This window comes from Enterococcus sp. DIV1758, from assembly GCF_051711985.1.
Lineage (GTDB): Bacteria > Bacillota > Bacilli > Lactobacillales > Enterococcaceae > Enterococcus > Enterococcus faecalis.
In genome coordinates, this window is the sequence record NZ_JBIOOA010000001.1 from 1755092 (window position 1) to 1776027 (window position 20936).

A 20936-nucleotide genomic window follows, 5' to 3' on the forward strand; every position below is an offset into this window, starting at 1 on the left:
AAAACACAAAATCAGAATACTTTCTCTTCTATTTATAAAAGAGATAAGAAAAATAGGTCCAACACTGTTAAAGTTGTTAGACCTATTTCTAGTTTAAGGAATCACTTATTCTCCTTTTGGTTCTAAACGGAATAATGGACTCATTGGTTTATTTTCATGAATACGAAGTAACGCTTCCCCCATTAACTCAGCGCAAGAAATAATATTCAAGGTTGCTGGTTGGCGGTCTGCTGTCGTATAAACAGAGTCAGTAATACTAATTTCCTTAATTGGCGCATTTTCTAAGGTTGCTTTTGCGCCTTCTGATAACAAACCATGCGAGGCGCAAGCATACACTTCTTGCGCACCATTTTTCATTAAAACTTCCGCCGCTGTGGCTAACGTTTGACCAGTATTCAAAATGTCATCAACAAGAATACATTTTTTCCCAGCGACATTCCCAATAACGTAACCTTCTTGACGCACCCCATCAATCTCTTCATGGTCGACAATTGCTAAGGTCGCATCTAAGTACTCCGATAAACTACGTGCGCGTTGAACACCACTGTTTTTAGGCGAAACAATCACAATTTCTTCCCCTACTAATGCTTGTTGACGATAATAATGAGCAAACAAAGGCATTGTAAATAAATTATCTACTGGGATATCAAAAAATCCTTGGACTTGAACAGTATGCAAGTCTAATGTCAACAAACGTGTTGCGCCTGCCTCTACCAACATATTAGCAACTAATTTCGCAGTAATGGGTTCTCTTGGTTTCGCTGTGCGGTCTTGGCGAGCATAACCATAGTAAGGCAAAATAACATTAATTGTTTTTGCGCTAGCACGTTTTAATGCATCAATTAAAATAAGCAGTTCCATCAAATGATCATTTACAGGGGCATTCGTTGCTTGGATGATGTAGACATGATCGCCACGAATACTTTCTTCAATATTAATTTGAATTTCGCCATCACTAAATTGGCGCACGGTGCTTTTTCCTAATTCTGTTCCTACTGATGCTGCGATTTTTTCAGCAAGTGGTCGATTTGCATTTAAACTGAAGATGCGTAAGGTGTCATCTTGATAGTTTTCGGTCATGATATCCTCCGTCAATATAAAATAATAGTCGTTTTCATTCATATTCTACCATTTTTTGTCATAAAAATCATGGGATCCTCCTTAATTTATTGAAAGAAACGGTTTTCTTTGTGAAAAAAGCGCTTGTATTTAGGTGCACCTAAAAATTATTTGCATTTTCTTAAACTATCCCTTATACTGATTTTAAGGCAAACCTAAAAAGGAGGAATTTCATGAGAAAAAGCTTTAACTTAGCTGTTCAAGCGTTAACCGTTCAATATCAAGGACGGACCGCTTTAAATAATATCCACGTTACTATTCCCTCCGGTAAAATTACTGGAATTATCGGACCAAATGGTGCTGGAAAGTCAACATTTATTAAAGGGTTATTAGGCTTGATTAAAACAAAGGAACGTGATGTTTTGTTAAATAATCAAGCGATTGACCAACAAAAAACAACCATTGCCTATGTAGAACAACGTAGCGCCTTGGATCTTAGTTTCCCAATTAGCGTTTTTGAAACGGTCTTGCTAGGAACCTATCCAAACTTGGGACTATTAAAACGCCCAGGAAAGAAAGAAAAGCAAGCAGCCATGGCTGCATTAAAAATGGTGCAATTAGAAGACTATGCGCAACGCCAGATTGGCGAACTTTCTGGTGGCCAATTACAACGTGTGTTTATCGCCCGTGTTTTGGCCCAAGGTGCTGAGGTGATTTTTTTAGATGAACCTTTCGTCGGCATTGATATGTCTAGTGAAAAAGTGATTATGGATATTCTCAAATCATTAAAAAGTCAAGGTAAAATGATTATCATTGTTCACCATGATTTGCACAAAGTATCCCACTATTTTGATGAATTAATCGTTTTGAAAAACCGGCTAATTGCTGCGGGTCCTGTTGAACAAACGTTTACTGCAGAAACGCTCCAAGAAGCATACGGTGATTTGTTAGGTGATTTATTAATACAGGGGGTTGCAAAATGATTGCTGCATTTATTGATGGTTTATTCCGTTATCAATTTTTACAAAATGCCCTTTTGACGTCTGTAATTGTCGGACTCATTTCAGGGGTAATTGGTTCATTCATTATTTTACGTGGGATGTCTTTGATGGGTGATGCGATTTCCCATGCTGTTTTACCAGGGGTCGCTGTTTCTTATATGTTTGGTTTCAATTATATTTTTGGCGCTTCTATTTTTGGCTTACTAGCTGCATTATCGATCGGCTTTATTACCCAAAAAAGTCCACTAAAAAATGATACTGCCATTGGTGTTGTCTTTAGTTCTTTTTTTGCTTTAGGGATTATTTTTATCTCTTTTGCAAAAAGTTCCACCGATTTATATCATATTCTGTTTGGAAATGTATTAGCGGTCGCAGATACCGATATTTTAATTACTTGTGTCGTCGGCGTGATTGTTTTGATTTTTGTGGCATTGTTTTATAAAGAGTTGCAACTCACTTCTTTTGATCCCACAATGGCTCAGGCCTATGGTTTAAATATTCAATTTTTCCACTATGCATTGATGTTTTTACTAACATTAGTCGCTGTTTCTTCTTTGCAAACCGTCGGAACTATTTTAGTCATTGCCATGCTGATTACGCCAGCGGCAACAGCTTATCTATTAACAAATCACTTACCGACAATGATTGGCTTAGCCTCTACTTTTGGGATTTTAAGTTCAGTGATTGGCCTATTCTTTAGTTATTCTTATAACTTAGCTTCTGGTGCGACGATTGTTTTAACCGCCGCCTTATTCTTTTTATTGGCTTTCTTTTTCTCACCAAAGAAAGGCCTAGTATTTGTAAACCGTCAGAAAGAAATGGAGGAATCAACGAATGAAAAAATTTAGTTTATTTTTTTTAACACTTTTAGCAGGGTTAACGTTAGCTGCTTGCGGGAATCAAGCCGCTGAAAAGAAAGAAAAATTAGCAATTGTGACAACGAACTCGATCTTATCCGATTTAGTGAAAAATGTTGGGCAAGACAAAATTGAGCTGCATAGTATTGTGCCAATCGGGACAGACCCTCACGAATATGAACCGTTACCAGAAGACATTGCGAAAGCTTCTGAAGCGGACATTTTATTCTTTAACGGCTTGAACTTAGAAACAGGCGGAAATGGCTGGTTTAACAAATTAATGAAAACGGCCAAAAAAGTTGAGAATAAAGATTACTTTTCTACAAGCAAAAATGTTACGCCACAATATTTAACAAGTGCCGGTCAAGAACAAACAGAAGATCCACATGCTTGGTTAGACATTGAAAATGGCATTAAATATGTAGAAAACATTCGTGACGTGTTAGTAGAAAAAGATCCAAAAAATAAAGGTTTCTATACAGAAAACGCGAAAAATTATACCGAAAAACTTAGCAAATTACATGAGGAAGCCAAAGCTAAATTTGCTGATATTCCTGATGATAAAAAATTATTAGTTACAAGTGAAGGTGCCTTTAAATATTTCTCCAAAGCTTATGATTTAAATGCCGCTTATATTTGGGAAATTAACACAGAAAGTCAAGGAACACCTGAACAAATGACCACGATTATTGATACCATTAAGAAATCAAAAGCACCTGTGTTATTTGTTGAAACCAGTGTCGATAAACGTAGTATGGAACGGGTCTCAAAAGAAGTGAAACGACCAATTTACGATACACTTTTCACAGACTCTCTTGCCAAAGAAGGAACAGAAGGCGATACGTACTACAGCATGATGAACTGGAATTTAACAAAAATCCATGATGGCTTAATGAGTAAATAAATAATAAAGAAGAAAGAACCAAGTTGACTCCCCCTCAACTTGGTTCTTTCTTCTTTATTTAACTAATTCCTCAATATCAATTACTCGATCCACAATTTCCTCATAAAAATCTGCTTCATGGGAAACCAGAAAAACCGTTCCTGGGTAAACGTGAATTGCTTCTTGTAAACTTTTTTTGGCCGCTTCATCAATATGATTGGTTGGCTCATCTAAAAATAACAAATTACTTGTTTGCATCATTAGTTCCGCTAGTTTTACTTTTGTTTGCTCACCACCACTTAACAGGGCTAACGACTGCATTGCTAACTTATCTGGTAAACCTGCTCTAGCCAAATGACTTCTTCGCTCTTTAATCGTTGTATCTGGAAAACGATCTGATAAATAGTCTAGCGGCGTTAACTGCTCATTAGGCCACGCCAAGTCTTGGGTAAAATAAGCAATTTTTGTATTCAGCGGATAATGAAATTCTCCATCTAATGAAGGAATCACTTTGGTTAACGTTTTAATTAATGTTGATTTGCCAATCCCATTAAAGCCTTTCAATGCGACTTTTTCACCGACATGAACCATTAAATCTAACGGTTCTAACAAAGGTTCCCGATAGCCGACAACTAACTTCTGGGTCGTTAGTGCTTGCGTTGCAACTAACCCTTGATAAGGAAATTCAATCGCTGGCTTAGTCAAGGAACCTGGCGGAGTCAATCGTTCCAACCGGTCCAATTGTTTTTGTCGACTTTTAGCCATCGTTGCTCGATTTCCAGCTTTGTATTTACGAATATAGGCTTCCATTTTTTCAATTTTTTCTTGTTGGGCCTGATACTGTTTCAAATAGGTTTGTTTATTCTGCTCTTTTTGTGCAAAAGATTTTTCTACATTTCCAGTATATTTGGTTAATTTGCCAAACTCAATGTCTGCGATGCAATTCGTCACTTCATTTAAAAATTGATAATCATGGGAGACTAATAGAAAGCTTCCTTCAAAATTATTCAGATAGCGAATAAGCCATTGAATATGTGTATCATCTAAATAGTTGGTGGGTTCATCTAAAAGTAACACATCAGGGGCCTCTAACAATAATTTTGCTAAAATCACTTTTGAACGTTGACCACCGCTTAGCTCCCCTAACTTTTTATCCAAACCAATTGCTTGTAGTCCTAACCCATTGGCTAAATCCTGAATAATCGTGTCGATTTGATAAAAATTACTTTCATCTAAATCTGTTTGTAATTTGCCTGCTTGTTCTAAAAGTTTTTCCGAAGCCGTTTGACTGTATTCTTCATAAAGTTTTGCCAGTTTCGCCTCTTTATCAAAAAGTTCTTGAAAGGCTTGTTTCAAAAAATCAACCATCGTTAGTGATTGTTCTACAGAAACGTGCTGATCCAAGTACCCAATCTTACAATTTTTTTGCCACTGAATCGTTCCTTCGTCTGGCAATACTTCCCCCGTTAAAATTTTAATTAAGGTGGATTTGCCGACCCCATTTTGGCCAGTTAAGCCTAAATGATCCCCTTTATTCACTTGCAATGAAGCCTCTTCATACAAGACCTTTTCGCCAAATCGATGCGTTAAATGTTCAATAGTTAAAATACTCATTTTCGTCACTTCTTTCTTGTTAACTGATTATTTTGGGACAACAAAAAAAGAACCACGTCTGCACGTCGTCCATCCTGACAGAAATCCCGACAACCGCTTGTACGTACACTCAAATAAGACTAGCTTTTCTAGTCAAAAAATGTGCTATCAAGCGATGAAGAAATTAATTGCTCGGCTCCACAACAGTGCTTCATCTGTTCTTAAACTATCGGGAGCTACTTTTCTTGTTAATTTATCAGTTAAAACAAAAAACATGTGAATCACCTTTCTTATGCTTGTATTCTACCATAGAATGACAAGAAAGCAAGCCACGTTGGTTTATAACGAAAGGAGCCCACAAACCATCATTTTGTCGGCTCCCTATCCCTGTTATTCTGATAAATAGTTTAATGCATAGCGTACGTGGTACTCTGCTGCTAAAAGTAAGGCACGTTCATCAATATCAAATTGTTCATGATGGTGTCCAAAATGAGTAGCAGGATTTTCAGGGTTTCGTGAACCGACCCGTCCATAGATACCAGGAATTACCGCTAAGTAATCAGCAAAATCATCCGCCCCTAAACTTTTAGGATGATCGGTCACAACATTTTCAAAACCAACAATCTCACTGGCTACCTGCTGTGCACGGTTGGTTGCTTGTTCTTCATTAATTAATGGATTCGCTGCCGCATAAACAGAAAAATCAGCAATTTCTGTGCGATGAGACTGGGCAATTTCATGGGCAATTTCTTCGACTCGTTGTAAAACAAATTGGCGCGTTTCCTGACTAAATGTTCGAACAGTGCCTTCAATGGTTGCATGGTTTGCTACAATATTATAGCGTGTTCCTGCTTGTAAAACGCCAATTCCTACTACGACAGAATCTAAAGGATCAATCTCGCGCGCTACAATTTTTTGTAATTCCACAACGATACTGGCCGCTGCTAAAACAGCATCCCGGCCATTCTGTGGTTGGGCGACGTGACTACTTTGACCACTGACTTCAATTTTAAAAATATCACAAGAGGCGTTGGTGGCGCCTTTGGTAGCAACTAATTTTCCGACTGGCACACTGGAATCTAAATGAATCCCAAACACTTGGTCGATTGCTTCTAAATAATTTCCTTCCACAAATTGTCGAGCGCCTGCACCAATTTCTTCAGCTGGCTGGAAGGCCAGTTTAACCGTTCCTGAAAAGGTATCCTGATGTTTTTTGAGCACTTTAGCTGCCCCTAGCAATGCTGCCGCATGACCATCGTGTCCACAAGCATGATTGAGTCCTGGATTTTTAGAAGCATAGGCAGCGCCTGTTGCATCTGGCAATTCCAACGCATCAATATCTGCACGTAACAAAATCGTTTTGCCAGCGCCAAGACCTCCTTCAATGGTTGCTAAAACACCCGTTTCCCCTACTTCTACAAAAGGAATAGCTAAGGCTAGTAGTTCTTCTTTAATGCGCTTAATCGTTTCATATTCTTTTAAACTTGCTTCAGGGTATTGATGAAAATGACGTCTTAAATGGATTATCCATTCCTTTTCCGTAGCAATAGCTTCTTGGATTGTTTGAATCGTTGTTGTACTCATTATAAATGCCTCCTTTATTTTTTACCAAATGTTTCCCAGGCTGGAACATTGGCGCCTTTTGATGTTTCTGCAATGACCTTTTTCGTTTCTTCTTGTTGATATTCTTCTACAACTTTTTGATAAAGTTTATTCTCTTGATCTTCTTCTCGAGCCACGACAATGTTCACATAAGGTTTCGCTTTTTCGTTTACCGGTTCTAAGAAAATAGCATCTTTATCTGGTGTATACCCAGCATCGACAGCCATGCCGCTATTAATCACTGAAGCATCGACATCTTGTAAAGCACGCGCTGTTTGCGTAGCATCTAATTCAGTTATTTTCAATTGGCGTTTATTTTCAGTAATATCACTGACAGTCGGTAGTTGCTGTTTCGCAGGATCAACTTTTATCAGTCCCGCAGTTTGTAATAAAATTAACGCCCGCCCGCCATTCGTTGGGTCATTAGGAATAGCAATTTCTCCGCCGTCTTTAATTTTCGTGATATCTTTCAATTTATTAGCGTAAATTCCCAATGGTGCATTGACTGTATTGCCAATTGATACTAATTTCGTCCCATGCTCTTTATTGTAATTGTCTAAAAAGATTTGATGCTGAAAGGCATTTAAATCAATTTCTTTTTCTGCTAATGCTGCATTTGGTTGCGTATAGTCTGTAAATTCTACCAATTGTAGATCAATATTTTTCTTTTTCAAACGGTCTTTGACCGATTCCCATTCATCATTTTTTGTTCCTACAACCCCTAGTTTAACGGTTTCTGTCTTAGTATCCTTCGCAGACCCCGATGCACAACCTGCAATCGTAAAAGCTAATACCCCAATAAGTCCAATTAATTTACTCAATTTTTTCATTTGTCATTTCTCCTTTTTCTAATGTGATGTTTTTTTGATTAATTGATTACTAATGGCTTGACTGATAAATACCATAATTAAAATAATTAACGTGGCCATAAATGTCACATCGGTTTGAAACCGATTGTAGCCTCGAGTAATCGCTAAGTTGCCCAGACCACCTGCCCCAATAGCTCCTGCCATGGCTGTTAATCCAATTAAATTAATAATTGTCACTGCTGAAACACGAATAATACTTGGTAACCCTTCAATTAGATAAACCCGAAAAATAATCCCTAAGGGACTCGTCCCCATAGCTTCTGCCGCTTCGATAACGCCAGGATCCACTTCTAATAACGCATTTTCAATTTGGCGCGCGAAGAACGGGATTACGCCAATAACTAATGGGACTAACGCTGCGGTTGTACCAATTGTTGTTCCTGCCAAAATTCGTGTTAATGGTTGAATCAGTGCGAGCATAATGATGAAAGGAATAGAACGGCAAACATTAATAATTTTTTCTAAGATACTATACAGGGGTGGATTTTTCAAAACACCACTGGGGCCAGTACTGACAAGCACGACACCCAATAAGACTCCTAACACGCCAGCAATCAAGGCTGTCCAAAAAACCATGTATACTGTTTCCCATGTACTTTGAAGAAACTCTTGTTTTAATTGGACAACATTCGGAAAATATTTCTCAAATAATTGATACATTCTCAGTTCACTCCTTTTTTAAATCACCTGTAAATTCTGCTTTTGCTTCGTTTGCTGATAGGTTTTCAAAACATTGGTTCGCACGCCTTGTTTCGCTAAATAAGTAAGGGCTTGTTGACGCTGGGCCTCATCACCAGAAAGCACCACAATTAAATGGCCAATAGGAACGTTTTGAACAATTTCGACATTGCCATATAGGATATTCGTATACACCTGATATTGGCTATACAATTGTGCAATTAATGGCTCGTTCGTTTGATCTCCCACATAAGAAAATTCAATTAATTCTTGATTTTTATCTAAATTAGCTAATTTAGGATGTTCAAGAATCGTGGTTAATGCTTGATCAATATGAGTTGCTGTCCGAATAAAATCTTTGGTTAAAGGTTGTTGGGGTTGACTAAAAATCGAAACAATATCGTTTGATTCGACAACGCAGCCATTTTCCATCACCGCAACTTTATTACAAATTTCTTTAACCACTTGCATTTCATGGGTGATTAAGACAATCGTCAAGTTCAGTTCTTGATTTAACTTTTTTAACAAAGCTAAAATCTGTCCTGTTGTTTTTGGATCTAACGCACTCGTCGCTTCATCACAAAGTAAAATTTCAGGATCATTTGCTAAAGCGCGGGCAATCGCAACCCGCTGTTTTTGCCCTCCTGATAGTTGACTGGGGTAAGCGTCCCGTTTTTCACTTAGTCCAACTAGCTCTAATAAGTGGCTGATTTTTTGACGCCGCTCAGTTTTACTTAGCCCAGAATATTTTAATGAAAAATCGATATTACTAAATATGGTCCGCTCTTTCATCAAATTAAAATGTTGAAAAATCATTCCAATCTTTTTTCGTTGTTGTCGTAATTCCTTTTTAGAAAAAGTTAAAATATTTTCTTTGTTAATAATAACGGTGCCCGCTGTTGGTCGTTGCAATAAATTAATTACCCGTACTAACGTACTTTTTCCAGCACCGGAATACCCAACGATTCCGTAGATATCCCCTTTATCAATTGTCAAAGAAACATCTTGGACAGCCTGAATTTCTTGTTTTTTTTGTTGAAATGTCACACTGATATTTTTTAGTTCAATCATTCTTTATCCCCCTTCATTCTTACCAACCTGCATTTTTTCACAAAAAAGAAAAAAGCATCCTCAACGACACAACTCAAGTTGTATCGTTGAGGACGCTTTTTTGCGTGTTACCACCTCATGTTCAGAATTTGCTCACACAAATTCCCTTTTCAAGTACGGAACAATATGTTCGATACCCTAGCTCGATAACGGGAGCCCCCGTCGCCGCCTTGTGTTTAACACTCGGAGCGCTTGCTCAATAGCCATTTTCCAAAACGTCTTTGTCACCTATTCTCAGCTACCTAGGCTCTCTGTTAGACAAATAAAGTCTTGTACTTACTATATCACTGCTTTTTTATTTCTATTCATTCTAAACTGATTTTCGTTTATTTTCAAAATCAAACAGACTAGTGTTAATGTTCTCTTCGAACATCTTGTACTGTTCATCACTTACAAAGGCCATACTGCGTCGAGTAACCGCAGACATCATCTACTCTGTCGCTTCGCGCCAGTCGTAGTGCTCAACAGGATTTGACTGTGACGAGAATCACAGCCTTGGCGAGAATCGTAGGAACACTTTCGTGCAAATGACACAACTTGCCCTTCGGTCACCTTGTACTGTTCATCATCTACTCTGTCGCTTCGCGCCAGTCGTAGTGATTCACAGCAAAAAGCCCTTCACTAGCATTTTGCTAGTAAAGGGCGAATGATTCGCGGTACCACCTTTTTTCGAAATATAACTGATTCTTTATATCTCATCTCTTATCCAAGTCTTTATTAACTTGGTGCACATGGTAACGGGTGCTTAGCCGAAATTGCTTACTTATCAGCAATTTATTCTCAGAGGCCATCTTCAACTTTTCTGAACCTTGTCCCTTTTCACCAATCAGGACTCTCTTTTGAAGGTCATCAAAATTTACTCTTCTCTTCAACGAATGAATAGTTATCTGTGATGTTGATTTACACTTTACTAGAGAAAAAAGAGATTGTCAACAGTTTTTCTTAGAAAAAATCATTTTTCTTTTTTTACGAAAGAGCAATTGACAAACTTTCATCTATACGTTATTCTATTTCTTGTGCACGAGATTTGTACGATTTTTCAAAAGGAACTTTGACGATTACTCGTCGCAGTTTAGCCTTTGAAAGTGCCGCCTTAGCTCAGTTGGTAGAGCACCACCATGGTAAGGTGGGGGTCGCCGGTTCAAGCCCGGCAGGTGGCTTTTTGGTAAAATCCCAACTCTTTAATAAAGAGTTGGGATTTTTTTGTTTTGCCTATCCTTAGTGTTCTGTCAGGATGAGAAAATAACAAAAGCAATTTCTTCATTCCACTCGTTATGGTATATTTTAATTGTTAAATAATTATTGGAGTGGAGTACAATGATGAAACAATTACCTACAGAATCAAAAAAAATTGATTTAAAGAACTGGTGTATTGAAAATAAAACCTATCTTCTATTGATCATTTTAATTTATCAAGTGGCAGTTTTATCCATCGGCATTATCAATTTCCCTTATTTAGATGATAATGCTCGCCAAGTCGCTGGAATGACAGATTTTGGTACGACTTACGCACGTTGGGGCAGTGAATTTCTCTCATGGTTTGTTCAAGGAAATCGTCATTTGACAGATCTGGGCTTGACCACACCGTTTCTGACAGGTCTTATCTTATCTCTCACAAGCATACTAGCTATTTATATCATCAATGACCAAAAAATTAGTTGGGGTTCCTCTTTAGTAGCTACTTTAATTGGCCTCAATCCTTGGTTCCTCCAATGTCTTAGTTTCAGGTTTGATAGTCCCTATATGGCATTGAGTATTTTTTGTTCGTTTCTTCCTTTTTATTGGTGGCAGTGTAATTCTTTTACGTTTTTCTTGGTTTCTTTCTTTTCACTGTTTGTTATGTTTAATACATACCAAGCCTCGTCAGGAATTTATATAGTTATGGTCTTATTCCTTACTTTCAAGCAGTTACTTGCTGGAGAAAATTTCATTGCTCTTTGTAAAAAAGTCGCACTTGCTGCTATCGCTTATCTACTTTCTATAGTCAGCTACCTTATCGAGTTAAAATTTGTACCTTCCGCAACAAACAACATTGGGGGCAGTCAGGCCTTACCAAGTTTGCATGATATTCCCAGTGTGGCTTATCAAAATAGTTACCATTATTTTTCAGAGCTGTTGAACCAGAGTAATCGTTTATGGCTCTTATTACTGCTCCTACTGCTTGTTTTATTTTTTATTAGTCATCTATCAAATAGCAAAATCAACTTAGGCCTAAGTTTCCTTTATTGTATCTTGTATTTAGGACTTGCTTCTCTCTTAAGTTTTGGTATTTTTATTGTCTATTCAAGAAATATCGCAGGTGATGCGCCTCGCTATATTTACGGATTTGCTGTTTTTGTTACAATCAGCATGTTAAGTTTATTTAACAATCGACAAGTGAAAGCAATTTATCTAACTTCGTTACTTGTGGCCAGCTTGTTATCTTATTATATTTTATCGTTTGTTTTGGTGTATTCTTCCACATTAAACTATCAAAAAGAAGCATTCAATCGCCAAGCAGCTGTTTTAACAGATGATTTAAAAAATGTTGTAACAAACGAACGAAAAAAAGTTTATTTAAATACGTTTTTCAAAAATTCAACTGTTTATGCTAATACAAGTCGAAACTACCCAATTCTTTCAAAAATTGTGCCACCAAATGACGGTCTATACTTCCCTAATTACGTTTGGTTCAATACTTCATCGAATTTAGGAGTAGAGATGGCACCACTGACCGATACGGATATGTCTAAAAATCAAAAAGTAGTAAGTAATCACTTTTATGACATTTATACAAACAACAAAGAAATATTTGTGTTTATGAAATAATTTGTTCCATCCAAAAACACTTCTTTTGCAATAAACGTGACTGTATGGTTTGATTAAGATGGATTAAGTATTCTTTTCGGGTACATTTATTACTTCCTGAAACTTGTTTATTTCCCATTTTTCTTATGAAGTAACAAAATTTTTGAGAAAAAACAGCTCGTTTTCTATGTTATGATAGAGAAGTGAAAATCACCAGAAAGGTTGTTGCGGACTATGAGAACTCGTCAGAAAAAATTATTTTTATTTTCAATGATTTTATGGTTAGTTGAATTTTTAATTACACGGATTTCTGATTCTTTTCCAGGAGCAACGCCATTGTTCGTTGTGATTTGCTTGATTCAAGGAATTCTTTTTACTTATTTCTGCCTTGCTTTTTTCTATTATCCGCAATAATCAGTCAAGAAAAGCAATTAGAGCAGATTCAGCAAATTTCTGAAACCGAAAAAATGGCACGTCCTCGCTTTTAGGACGTGCCATTTTTTAAAGCATTATTTGTGTAAATGCCGTTCGTATCACCTGTTGAACATTTTGAACAGCATCGATTTGATGGCCTTTTGCTTCAGTCAATTCTTTTTCAATATATTCAGGATAATAGGTTGCCAAATAACCCAAGACCCAGATAGTTGGATTTGAAATAACAGTCTCTGCTAATGGATACAAATAGGCAAGATGCAATCGAATTTCTTCTTCCAAATGCTGTAGCATAATTGGATCATCATTTTCTAAACGATTCCTAAGTTCAGTACAAATTTCGGAATAGATCGGCGTATTTAACGGTCCAGTTTTTCCTTCTAGTAAGACTGTCTGAGGCTGATTGTCATACCAAAGAAAGGTCAGTTGTTCTGAAAATTGCAACAGTGCTAATTCTTCAATGAACCATTCCCGAGCAAAATAACTAAGTGCTTGGTTCATAACTAAATCTTTTGCGACTTCCACAAATACTGGTTTAGGCAAATATAAACTGGTTTTAATGTTCGCTAATTGTTGATAAACGGGCAATTGATCGCTTACTAACAAGTTCCTTTTAATTGCTTGAATTTGCTGCGTTTCTAATTGTTGATACGCCTCTTCCACTTGCATTAATTGCTGTTCTAACGTTTTTTGTTGTGCTAGCGTTATTTTTTTAGTTTGAAGTAATTGCTTCAATAAAATATACCCTTCAATAAAGCGACGACTTTGACTATAAATTTGCATATAAATTGCCGCTGTTTCAAGGTTCTCAAAATAAGACTCTTGGAACGCTTCTGCCAATGCTAGTGCTTCGTCAGCTTCACCCATTTCCAACAATAATTGGACAATTTTTTGGTTTACTGGCGGCGTTTGTTGTAGCTGATAGGCTTGTTGAAAATTTTCTAAAGCGGCGATCTGATTATGTTCTACAAGTGCTTCTTCTCCTTGCGCAATAAAACGTTCATAGTTTTTGGGAAATTCATGAATGGTACTCATATCTAACCTCCTTTATTTCTTATTTAAAGCAGATGAGCCTGGGACAAAAATCACTTTAGATTTTTGCTCCAGGCTCAAAACCTGATAACCGGCGGGAACAGAACCAACACTACGCGTTGCTCGGAGCTATACACTTCTGTCCCGACCTCGATTTTAACTATTCAAACGGACTTTTTTAGTAAAGATTACGAATAATAATTGCCGTTTCTAGGTCGCCTTCAGCGTTCATCTTCTCCGCCTTTTCTTCTAAACTATACCCAGCAAAACTTTCGTTTGTTAAAACATCTGCTACTGTAAATTTAGCAACTTTTTCAATACTGACTGCATCTGGGGCTACTTCTTGCACGCTATCCCAGCCTGTATCAATAAAGACTTTTGTATCTTCTGTAATCGCTTCGTTTGCTTCTAACACCTGCATAATTTCTTTTAACTGTGCATACGTCATAACCTCGACTTGATTTTCCATTTAAACGCCTCACTTTGCCATTCCTTTTTAAGGATTGGGTTTTAATTTTAGACTTTTTCTTTAATTGTTTTTAATGCGTGATATAAGGCATATTTCATTGGTTTGGCTTTCCATTGGAAATTACCCATTAATTCTTCGACATGACCACCAAAGGATTGTTTGAATTTAAGAACCCCATCACTTCCATCAAAGACACCGTCAACGCCATAAAAATTATATTTGGGAATGTTATTTTCTACTGTGTAAGTTAACATTTTATGTTGAATTAAATACGGTGCATAGTATTGTTTATATTTTTCATACGTACCACTAAACAAGTAAACAACTTCTTGTGGATGAACAATGAATAAGGCACCTGCTAAAATTTCAGGTTCATCTGATGTTTTCATTTCTTTAGCCTCGTCAATCCGTTTGCGCACGGTACGAACTTCATCTTCAAATTCACGTTTCTGGTTATTTTTTTTACGGCTTTTAGGATTGGCAATTAACGCTTCATTGACTTCGTTGAGCGTCTCTTGTAATTTGCGTAATTTCTCATGAAGATTTTCTAAATAAGTAGCAAAGTTTAGTTCCGCCACCATAAATTTTGCTCGTTCGCCAAACTCTTCATAAACAGCTTGGTAATAAGCTAAATCCTTATCTTCAAAATTACGTCGTGCACTTGTTTCTTCCGTTAATTTCTTAAAGAGAGGTAGCTCTTCGTAACGAAGTTCTCGGGTTGTTACTCCATATTCCCATGTTTTCTTGATGTCATATTTAGCATCTTTTCCATAAGATTTCCAAAGATCTTCTTCTGTTAATCCAGCCATATCTTTGACAAACAGCCAACGTGGCGCGCCATCAAAATTGTGCACATCAAACCCTTGGTGTTCAAAACCAATTGATGTGAAATAGTCAAATGTTTCTTGATTGACCTTTTCAACTTCACTGCCATTAAAATCACGTAAACAAATTTGTTTATTTGGAGTAAAGGTTAAATAAAGGCCATCATTTTTTTTCACATATTTTTTTAAGCCTGTGAAAAAGGCTTCTACACATTTTTTATCTGTATAATCCATCAAAATTCCGCCGTCAATGTCGAAAGCATAACCAATTTTGACTTTTTTCTTGCTTAGGATACACGCAGCAATTAGTTGGCCTTCTCGTTTGACGCCAACGTATTCACAATGCCAGCCACGTCGTTCCAATAAATGTTTCATTTCGGGTGTTTCTAAAAAGTTACCTGCAGGATGTGTCATTGCAAAGGTAGTAAATTCTTGTTCAGTTAATGTACTAAACTGATCCATATCAAACAACTCACAATCTTTTTTTGTTAAATAAATTAGCACTTTTCAGCTTAACCTACTTTTTGCTTTCTTTCAAACAAAGTTACCTCACTGGCTAATTCTTATTTTTCGGTTCTTATTAATTATATCTAATTTTGCTAAAATGCAAACAGTTTTCAACGGAAAAAAAGAATTTCTTTGGAATCTTTCATTTTTGACTGAATATCTTTCTTTTATAAAAAATATTTGAGCGTGGGACAAAAATCACTCTGGATTTTTGCTCCACGCTCAAAAACTTATAAACGGCGGGAACAGAAGCAACACTACGCGTTTCTCGGAGTTAATCGCTTCTGTCCCGACCTCAGATATTAAAACTTATGAGAACCCGTTAAACATCTCTCTCAGGTTCTTGATTTACTCAACAGTTACACTTTTGGCTAAGTTCCTTGGTTTATCAACATCGTAGCCTCTTTGTAAGGTTGCATAGTACGCTAATAATTGGCCTGGAACAATGCTAACTAAGGCAGAAAGTAACGGATGAACATCTGGAATAATCAGTTGGTCCTGTGGTTTTGCCAAGGATTCCAAGGCAATCACAATATTTCTTGCTCCACGACTTTCGACTTCCTTTAAATTGCCTCTTGTATGGGCTGCGACTTTGGCATCTGTCACAATCCCAATCACAGGTGTTCCTTCTTCAATTAAGGCAATCGTTCCATGCTTCAATTCACCTGCCGCAAAGCCTTCTGCTTGAATGTAGGAAATTTCTTTCAACTTCAAGGCCGCTTCCATCGACACATAATAGTCGACTCCTCGCCCGATATAGAAGGCATTTCGAGTATACGTCAGATAATCTTCCACTAAGGCTTTCATTTGTTGTTTTTCATCAATCAAGGTTTCCATGACAGCTGCTATCACGCTCAATTCGTGAGCCACATCAAATGAGACGGCTGCTAATGTTTGGCGTTCTTCGCCAATTGCTTTTGCTAAAATAGCTAAGACAGCGATTTGAGCAGTATAAGCTTTGGTGGAAGCGACAGCAATTTCTGGTCCTGCGTGTAATAACAAGGTATCGTCCGCTTCACGTGATAATGTTGAGCCAGCAACATTTGTTAATGTAAGTGATGGATGCCCTAATTCATTAACCTGTACCAGTACTTGGCGACTATCTGCCGTTTCACCACTTTGACTTAAGAAAATGAAGAACGGTTTTTCAGATAAAATAGGCATATTGTAGCCAAATTCGCTTGATAAATGAACTTCCACAGGAATACTGGCAATCGTTTCAATTAAAGATTTTCCGACCCAACCTGCATTATAACTTGTCCCACAAGCAATAATGTAAATTCGGTCACATTGATTAATTTTTTCAAGTAACGCCTCATCTAAAGTCACTTTTTCACCTTGAGTATACGCTTGAACAATTTTGCGCATCACTGCAGGTTGTTCATCAATTTCTTTGAGCATATAAAACGGATATGTTCCTTTTTCAATGTCATTTAAATCTAATTGCGCTTCAAAAGGTTCTCGGTTGATTACTTGTCCTTCTGGCGTTTCGATTACTACTTTGTCCGCTGTAACAGTTACAATTTCACCATCAACAATCTCAACAAATTGATTGGTTTCTTTAATCATCGCCATCGCGTCACTACAAATAACATTAAAGCCTTCACCTAGACCGATAAGTAACGGGCTTTTATTTTTCGCTACGTAGATAGTATTGGGGTCCATTTTATCCATTAATGCAAAAGCGTATGAACCTTTAATTTCGGCTAAAGCCGCTTTAAAAGCATCTTTTGTTGAAAAACCATTTTCAGCAAAATGAGCAATTAATTGAACGACGATTTCAGTATCTGTATCACCAATTAAGTGAGCACCACTTAAAAATTGTTCTTTTAATTCTTCAAAGTTTTCAATGACACCATTATGCACTAATGCAAAGCGTTGATCGCTTGAAACATGGGGATGTGCATTGGCGACAGTTGGTTCGCCATGAGTGGCCCAACGAGTATGACCAATACCAACTGTTCCATCGATTTCTGGCGTTAATTTTGCTGCTAAATCGGCAATGCCCCCAACTGCCTTAACTACATGGGGCTGTTGGCTTTGATCATTCACACAAATCCCAGCAGAATCATAACCTCTATATTCCAATTTTGTTAATCCTTGAATCAAACTTTCCGTGACATTTTCTTTTCCAATCATTCCGACAATTCCACACATAATGCTAATTCCTACTTTCCAATTGAAATTCTGTATTTACTAGGTCCTGTTTAACTAGCAAATCCCATTATATGTTTCTACCTGCGTGATAACCGCTTTGTTCTAACTTCACAATTAGTTTTTCTTTGTTATCTGTAGAGTGCAGTCCCTAGAGCCACCCGCCGAATCTTCGATAAGCTCTCTCCTCGTCACCTGAACGTTCAGGTCTGGCGCTATCCAATATTGGTCTATATACCTCCTTTTTAAATATATTCCGTAGAAACATAAACAATCATACAATTAAAAGTAGGCGATTGTCAACAAAAATCTAAAAAACGAAAATTGGTCTAGTTCTTTAAAGTTGTAAAAAAAGAATCTAGTACACTCATAGTAAGAGAAAGTACTAGATTCTTAATAATAAAAAAATATCCGTTCTATTTATAGAACCTTATCAATTTGTTATTTATTGGAATGGATTATAAAACCGTCCACCATTCACATGGAACAACCAGAAACTGATTCCTAATAAGCATAAGGCAAGTATCATTACCGAAAAATCACGCAGATGAAAAGGTTGTTGCGCATACCACGTTCGATTTTTCTTTTGACCAAAACGCCTTAATTCCATAGCGGTACTCACAGTTTCAATTCGATCTAAACTAGATAGGATTAAGGGTAAAACGATTTGTGCTACGCCTTTGATTCGTTGGCCTAACCGTCCCTTTTTAGACATCTCATAGCCTCGCGCTTGTTGTGCTAAAGAAATATTAAAAAAATCTTCTTGGATATCGGGAATATAACGAATAGCCAGCGCTACTGCATAACTAATCCGATAACTCACACCAATTCGATTCAAGCTGGAGGCAAATTCACTAGGATTTGTTGTTAATAAAAAGATTAATGCCAACGGAATCGTACAGAAATATTTTAAAACTAAATTAAATTCATAAAATAATTCTTCTTGTGTCAAAGTAAACCGTCCGATTCCTTCCCAAATCACGGTACGTGATTGATATAAATCAACCCCATATTCAGGTGCAAAAAGGTAAACCGTTAAGATATTTAACAAAGAAAAAATAGCAATAAATTTAATAACAAAAGATATTTGATGCCATTTAATATTTGATAATTTTAACAAAACAAGCGAAACCACAGACATTCCTAACAGATAACGAGTATCATACGTGGTCATACAAGCCACAGAGACAACGATTAAAAAGACTAATTTGCTTGTGCCGTTTAAGCGATGAATCCAGGTTGAATCAGGATGATAGCCTAACATTTGTCGTTCACTCATCCAAAACGCACCTCACGATCGTAAGCAACAAATTTTTCCGTAAATAGCAAGGGATTTTCCAAGCCTAACGCTTTAGCAAAGGTAAACAAGCTCGTTTCTTTTAAAGAAGCCGCTTGAATTAATTTTTCATCTGTTAAAACAGCAACTGGAGTCGCATCTGCTAGTAAACGTCCATCACAAACTACTAACGCACGTGTTGTATATTCCAACATTAAGTGCATATCGTGAGTGATCATTAAAATAGTCACACCTAAGCGGTTCAATTCTTCTAAAAATGTCATCATTTCTGTATAATGTTTAAAATCTTGCCCAGCTGTTGGTTCATCTAAAATTAATAATTCAGGTTCTAAAACTAAGATTGATGCAATAGTTACCCGTTTTTTCTGCCCAAAACTCAATGCAGAAATCGGCCAGTTCCGGAAGGGATACAGCCCACAAATATGTAAAATATTCGTCACACGTTCCTCAATTTCTGCTTGTGGCACATCTCGTAAAACTAATCCTAAAGCCACTTCTTCAAAAATCATTTTTTTAGAAATCATTTGATTGGGATTTTGCATCACATAACCAATTTTATCTGCACGTTCTTTGATTGAATAATTGGAAAAATCCTGTCCTTCCCATAAAATCTTGCCAGATTGAGGCGTGATGAACCCGCAAATTATTTTAGAAAGTGTAGACTTCCCGGCACCATTTTTTCCTACAACGCTGATCATTTCTCCATGATGAATAGTTACTGAGAAGTCATCTAACACTTTTTCACCGTGACGATCATATTGATAGGACACTTGTTCCAAACGTAATAGTTCAGCTCCTTTGACTGCACTAACTGAACTAGGTTGGACAGACCACTGTGTCATTTTAGGCAAAACCGTTTCGCCTGATACTTCGGCTAATTTGTCTAAATGACTAACTTGTGTTAAATCAATCCCAGCATATTTCATGGCTGTAACGTACAAAGGTTCACGAATCCCTTGTTGGGTCAACGTATCTTGACGTAACAATTCATCTGGCGTTGTATCAGAAATAATTGCGCCCTCATTCATGACAATAATTCGATCAACTGATTCGCAAAGAACGTCCTCTAAGCGATGTTCTATTATTAAAACAGTCGCTTTTGTTTCTTGTTGAATGGTGTCAATCAAAGTCATTGTTTCTTGTCCCGCTCGTGGGTCAAGATTAGCCAAAGGTTCATCAAAAAGTAAAATTTTTGATTGGTTAATTAGAACGCCCGCCATAGATACACGTTGTTTTTGACCACCTGACAAATCTTGTGGACGGTGTTGCAATAACTGATTCAGCTCAACAATCTCGGACCATTTGTGGACCGCTTTTTTCATTTCTGCTTGTTCAACTGCATCGTTTTCTAAAGCAAAAGCAATATCCTCAGCAACCGTTAAGCCGATAAACTGCCCATCGGTATCTTGCAAAACAGTTCCTACATCAAAAGACAAATCAAAGAGACTTGTTTCTTGGATATTTTTACCAGCAACCGTAGCTGTTCCTTGAATTTCACCTTCATAAATATTGGGAATTAACCCATTGATACATTGCGCCAATGTTGATTTACCACTACCACTAGGCCCAACGATTAAAACCTTTTCTCCTTCATAGATGGTTAATTGAATCCCCTTTAATGTCGGTTCAGATTGGCTATGATATTGAAAGGAAAAATTATTAAAAGTAATGATTGGTTTTTTCATTCGGCCTCACCTCAGTTTCTCCATAAAAGAAAGGGTCTGAGCATTAGCAAAGTAATTACTAGGGCAGACCCTTAACCATTTAAATTATTTCGACAGT

At 37.1% G+C, this 20936-nt stretch carries 17 protein-coding genes, 1 tRNA gene and 2 other annotated features; of the genes, 6 read left to right on the plus strand and 12 right to left on the minus strand.

Translation table 11 applies throughout. From position 1 onward, the window contains the following. Positions 1-105 precede the first annotated feature (105 nt). Positions 106-1080: a ribose-phosphate diphosphokinase gene (locus IGJ52_RS08595; protein WP_002362076.1), complete on the minus strand. Its 975-nt coding sequence runs from the start codon at positions 1078-1080 to the stop codon at positions 106-108. A gap of 212 nt (positions 1081-1292) precedes the next feature. Between IGJ52_RS08595 and IGJ52_RS08600 the strand changes: the two genes are divergently transcribed. From IGJ52_RS08600 to IGJ52_RS08610, 3 genes are read left to right on the plus strand one after another with little or no spacing between them, the layout of a single operon-like run. Then, complete coding sequence (locus IGJ52_RS08600; protein WP_002425953.1) at positions 1293-2042, plus strand: metal ABC transporter ATP-binding protein; 750 nt, start codon at positions 1293-1295, stop codon at positions 2040-2042. Then, positions 2039-2908: a metal ABC transporter permease gene (locus IGJ52_RS08605; RefSeq protein WP_002377030.1), complete on the plus strand. Its 870-nt coding sequence runs from the start codon at positions 2039-2041 to the stop codon at positions 2906-2908. The genes IGJ52_RS08600 and IGJ52_RS08605 overlap by 4 nt, the downstream gene beginning before the upstream one ends. After that, positions 2895-3821, plus strand: a complete 927-nt coding sequence (locus IGJ52_RS08610; RefSeq protein WP_438792028.1) for a metal ABC transporter substrate-binding protein — start codon at positions 2895-2897, stop codon at positions 3819-3821. The genes IGJ52_RS08605 and IGJ52_RS08610 overlap by 14 nt, the downstream gene beginning before the upstream one ends. Positions 3822-3875: 54 nt before the next feature. Here IGJ52_RS08610 and IGJ52_RS08615 read toward each other — a convergent pair whose 3' ends face one another. The 5 genes from IGJ52_RS08615 to IGJ52_RS08635 form a co-directional block, all read right to left on the minus strand. Further along, positions 3876-5414: an ABC-F family ATP-binding cassette domain-containing protein gene (locus IGJ52_RS08615; protein ID WP_010715329.1), complete on the minus strand. Its 1539-nt coding sequence runs from the start codon at positions 5412-5414 to the stop codon at positions 3876-3878. Positions 5415-5783: 369 nt separating this feature from the next. After that, complete coding sequence (locus IGJ52_RS08620) at positions 5784-6977, minus strand: amidohydrolase (protein WP_010816628.1); 1194 nt, start codon at positions 6975-6977, stop codon at positions 5784-5786. Positions 6978-6991: 14 nt separating this feature from the next. Further along, positions 6992-7825: a MetQ/NlpA family ABC transporter substrate-binding protein gene (locus tag IGJ52_RS08625; RefSeq protein ID WP_010715331.1), complete on the minus strand. Its 834-nt coding sequence runs from the start codon at positions 7823-7825 to the stop codon at positions 6992-6994. A gap of 18 nt (positions 7826-7843) precedes the next feature. Beyond that, positions 7844-8524 carry a methionine ABC transporter permease gene (locus tag IGJ52_RS08630; RefSeq protein WP_002381703.1) on the minus strand — a complete coding sequence of 227 codons (681 nt, stop codon included), beginning with the start codon at positions 8522-8524 and terminating at the stop codon, positions 7844-7846. Between the two features lie 18 nt (positions 8525-8542). Further along, positions 8543-9613, minus strand: a complete 1071-nt coding sequence (locus IGJ52_RS08635; RefSeq protein ID WP_033600874.1) for a methionine ABC transporter ATP-binding protein — start codon at positions 9611-9613, stop codon at positions 8543-8545. Positions 9614-9698: 85 nt separating this feature from the next. After that, positions 9699-9949: a binding site (T-box leader), on the minus strand. A 338-nt stretch (positions 9950-10287) separates the two neighbouring features. Next, positions 10288-10533: a binding site (T-box leader), on the minus strand. Between the two features lie 206 nt (positions 10534-10739). On the opposite strand from IGJ52_RS08635, the gene IGJ52_RS08640 reads away from it, so the two are divergent. From IGJ52_RS08640 to IGJ52_RS08650, 3 genes are all read left to right on the plus strand, one after another. Beyond that, positions 10740-10812 (plus strand) — tRNA-Thr (locus IGJ52_RS08640). A gap of 157 nt (positions 10813-10969) precedes the next feature. Beyond that, positions 10970-12460: a glucosyltransferase domain-containing protein gene (locus tag IGJ52_RS08645; RefSeq protein ID WP_438792029.1), complete on the plus strand. Its 1491-nt coding sequence runs from the start codon at positions 10970-10972 to the stop codon at positions 12458-12460. 213 nt (positions 12461-12673) lie between these two features. Further along, on the plus strand, positions 12674-12853 hold the full coding sequence (locus tag IGJ52_RS08650) for a hypothetical protein (protein WP_002383739.1): 180 nt from the start codon (positions 12674-12676) through the stop codon (positions 12851-12853). 87 nt (positions 12854-12940) lie between these two features. Here the strand turns inward: IGJ52_RS08650 and IGJ52_RS08655 are convergent, their stop codons facing one another. The 6 genes from IGJ52_RS08655 to IGJ52_RS08680 all read right to left on the minus strand — a co-directional run bounded on the left by IGJ52_RS08655 (position 12941) and on the right by IGJ52_RS08680 (position 20839). Continuing rightward, positions 12941-13906 (minus strand): hypothetical protein, encoded by a 966-nt coding sequence (locus tag IGJ52_RS08655; protein WP_438792030.1) that lies wholly within the window; start codon positions 13904-13906, stop codon positions 12941-12943. Positions 13907-14081: 175 nt separating this feature from the next. Next, the gene (locus IGJ52_RS08660) at positions 14082-14372 is read right to left on the minus strand and encodes a hypothetical protein (RefSeq protein WP_002356942.1); all 291 of its coding nucleotides are present in this window, start codon (positions 14370-14372) and stop codon (positions 14082-14084) included. 47 nt (positions 14373-14419) lie between these two features. Beyond that, positions 14420-15658, minus strand: a complete 1239-nt coding sequence (locus IGJ52_RS08665; RefSeq protein ID WP_438792031.1) for an aminoacyltransferase — start codon at positions 15656-15658, stop codon at positions 14420-14422. A gap of 393 nt (positions 15659-16051) precedes the next feature. After that, positions 16052-17860 (minus strand): glutamine--fructose-6-phosphate transaminase (isomerizing), encoded by a 1809-nt coding sequence (gene glmS / locus IGJ52_RS08670; protein WP_438792032.1) that lies wholly within the window; start codon positions 17858-17860, stop codon positions 16052-16054. 442 nt (positions 17861-18302) lie between these two features. After that, entirely contained in the window at positions 18303-19136 is an 834-nt protein-coding gene (locus IGJ52_RS08675; protein WP_002356939.1) for an energy-coupling factor transporter transmembrane component T family protein, read from the minus strand. Continuing rightward, positions 19133-20839: an ABC transporter ATP-binding protein gene (locus IGJ52_RS08680; RefSeq protein WP_438792033.1), complete on the minus strand. Its 1707-nt coding sequence runs from the start codon at positions 20837-20839 to the stop codon at positions 19133-19135. The genes IGJ52_RS08675 and IGJ52_RS08680 overlap by 4 nt, the downstream gene beginning before the upstream one ends. Between the last annotated feature and the right edge of the window lie 97 nt (positions 20840-20936).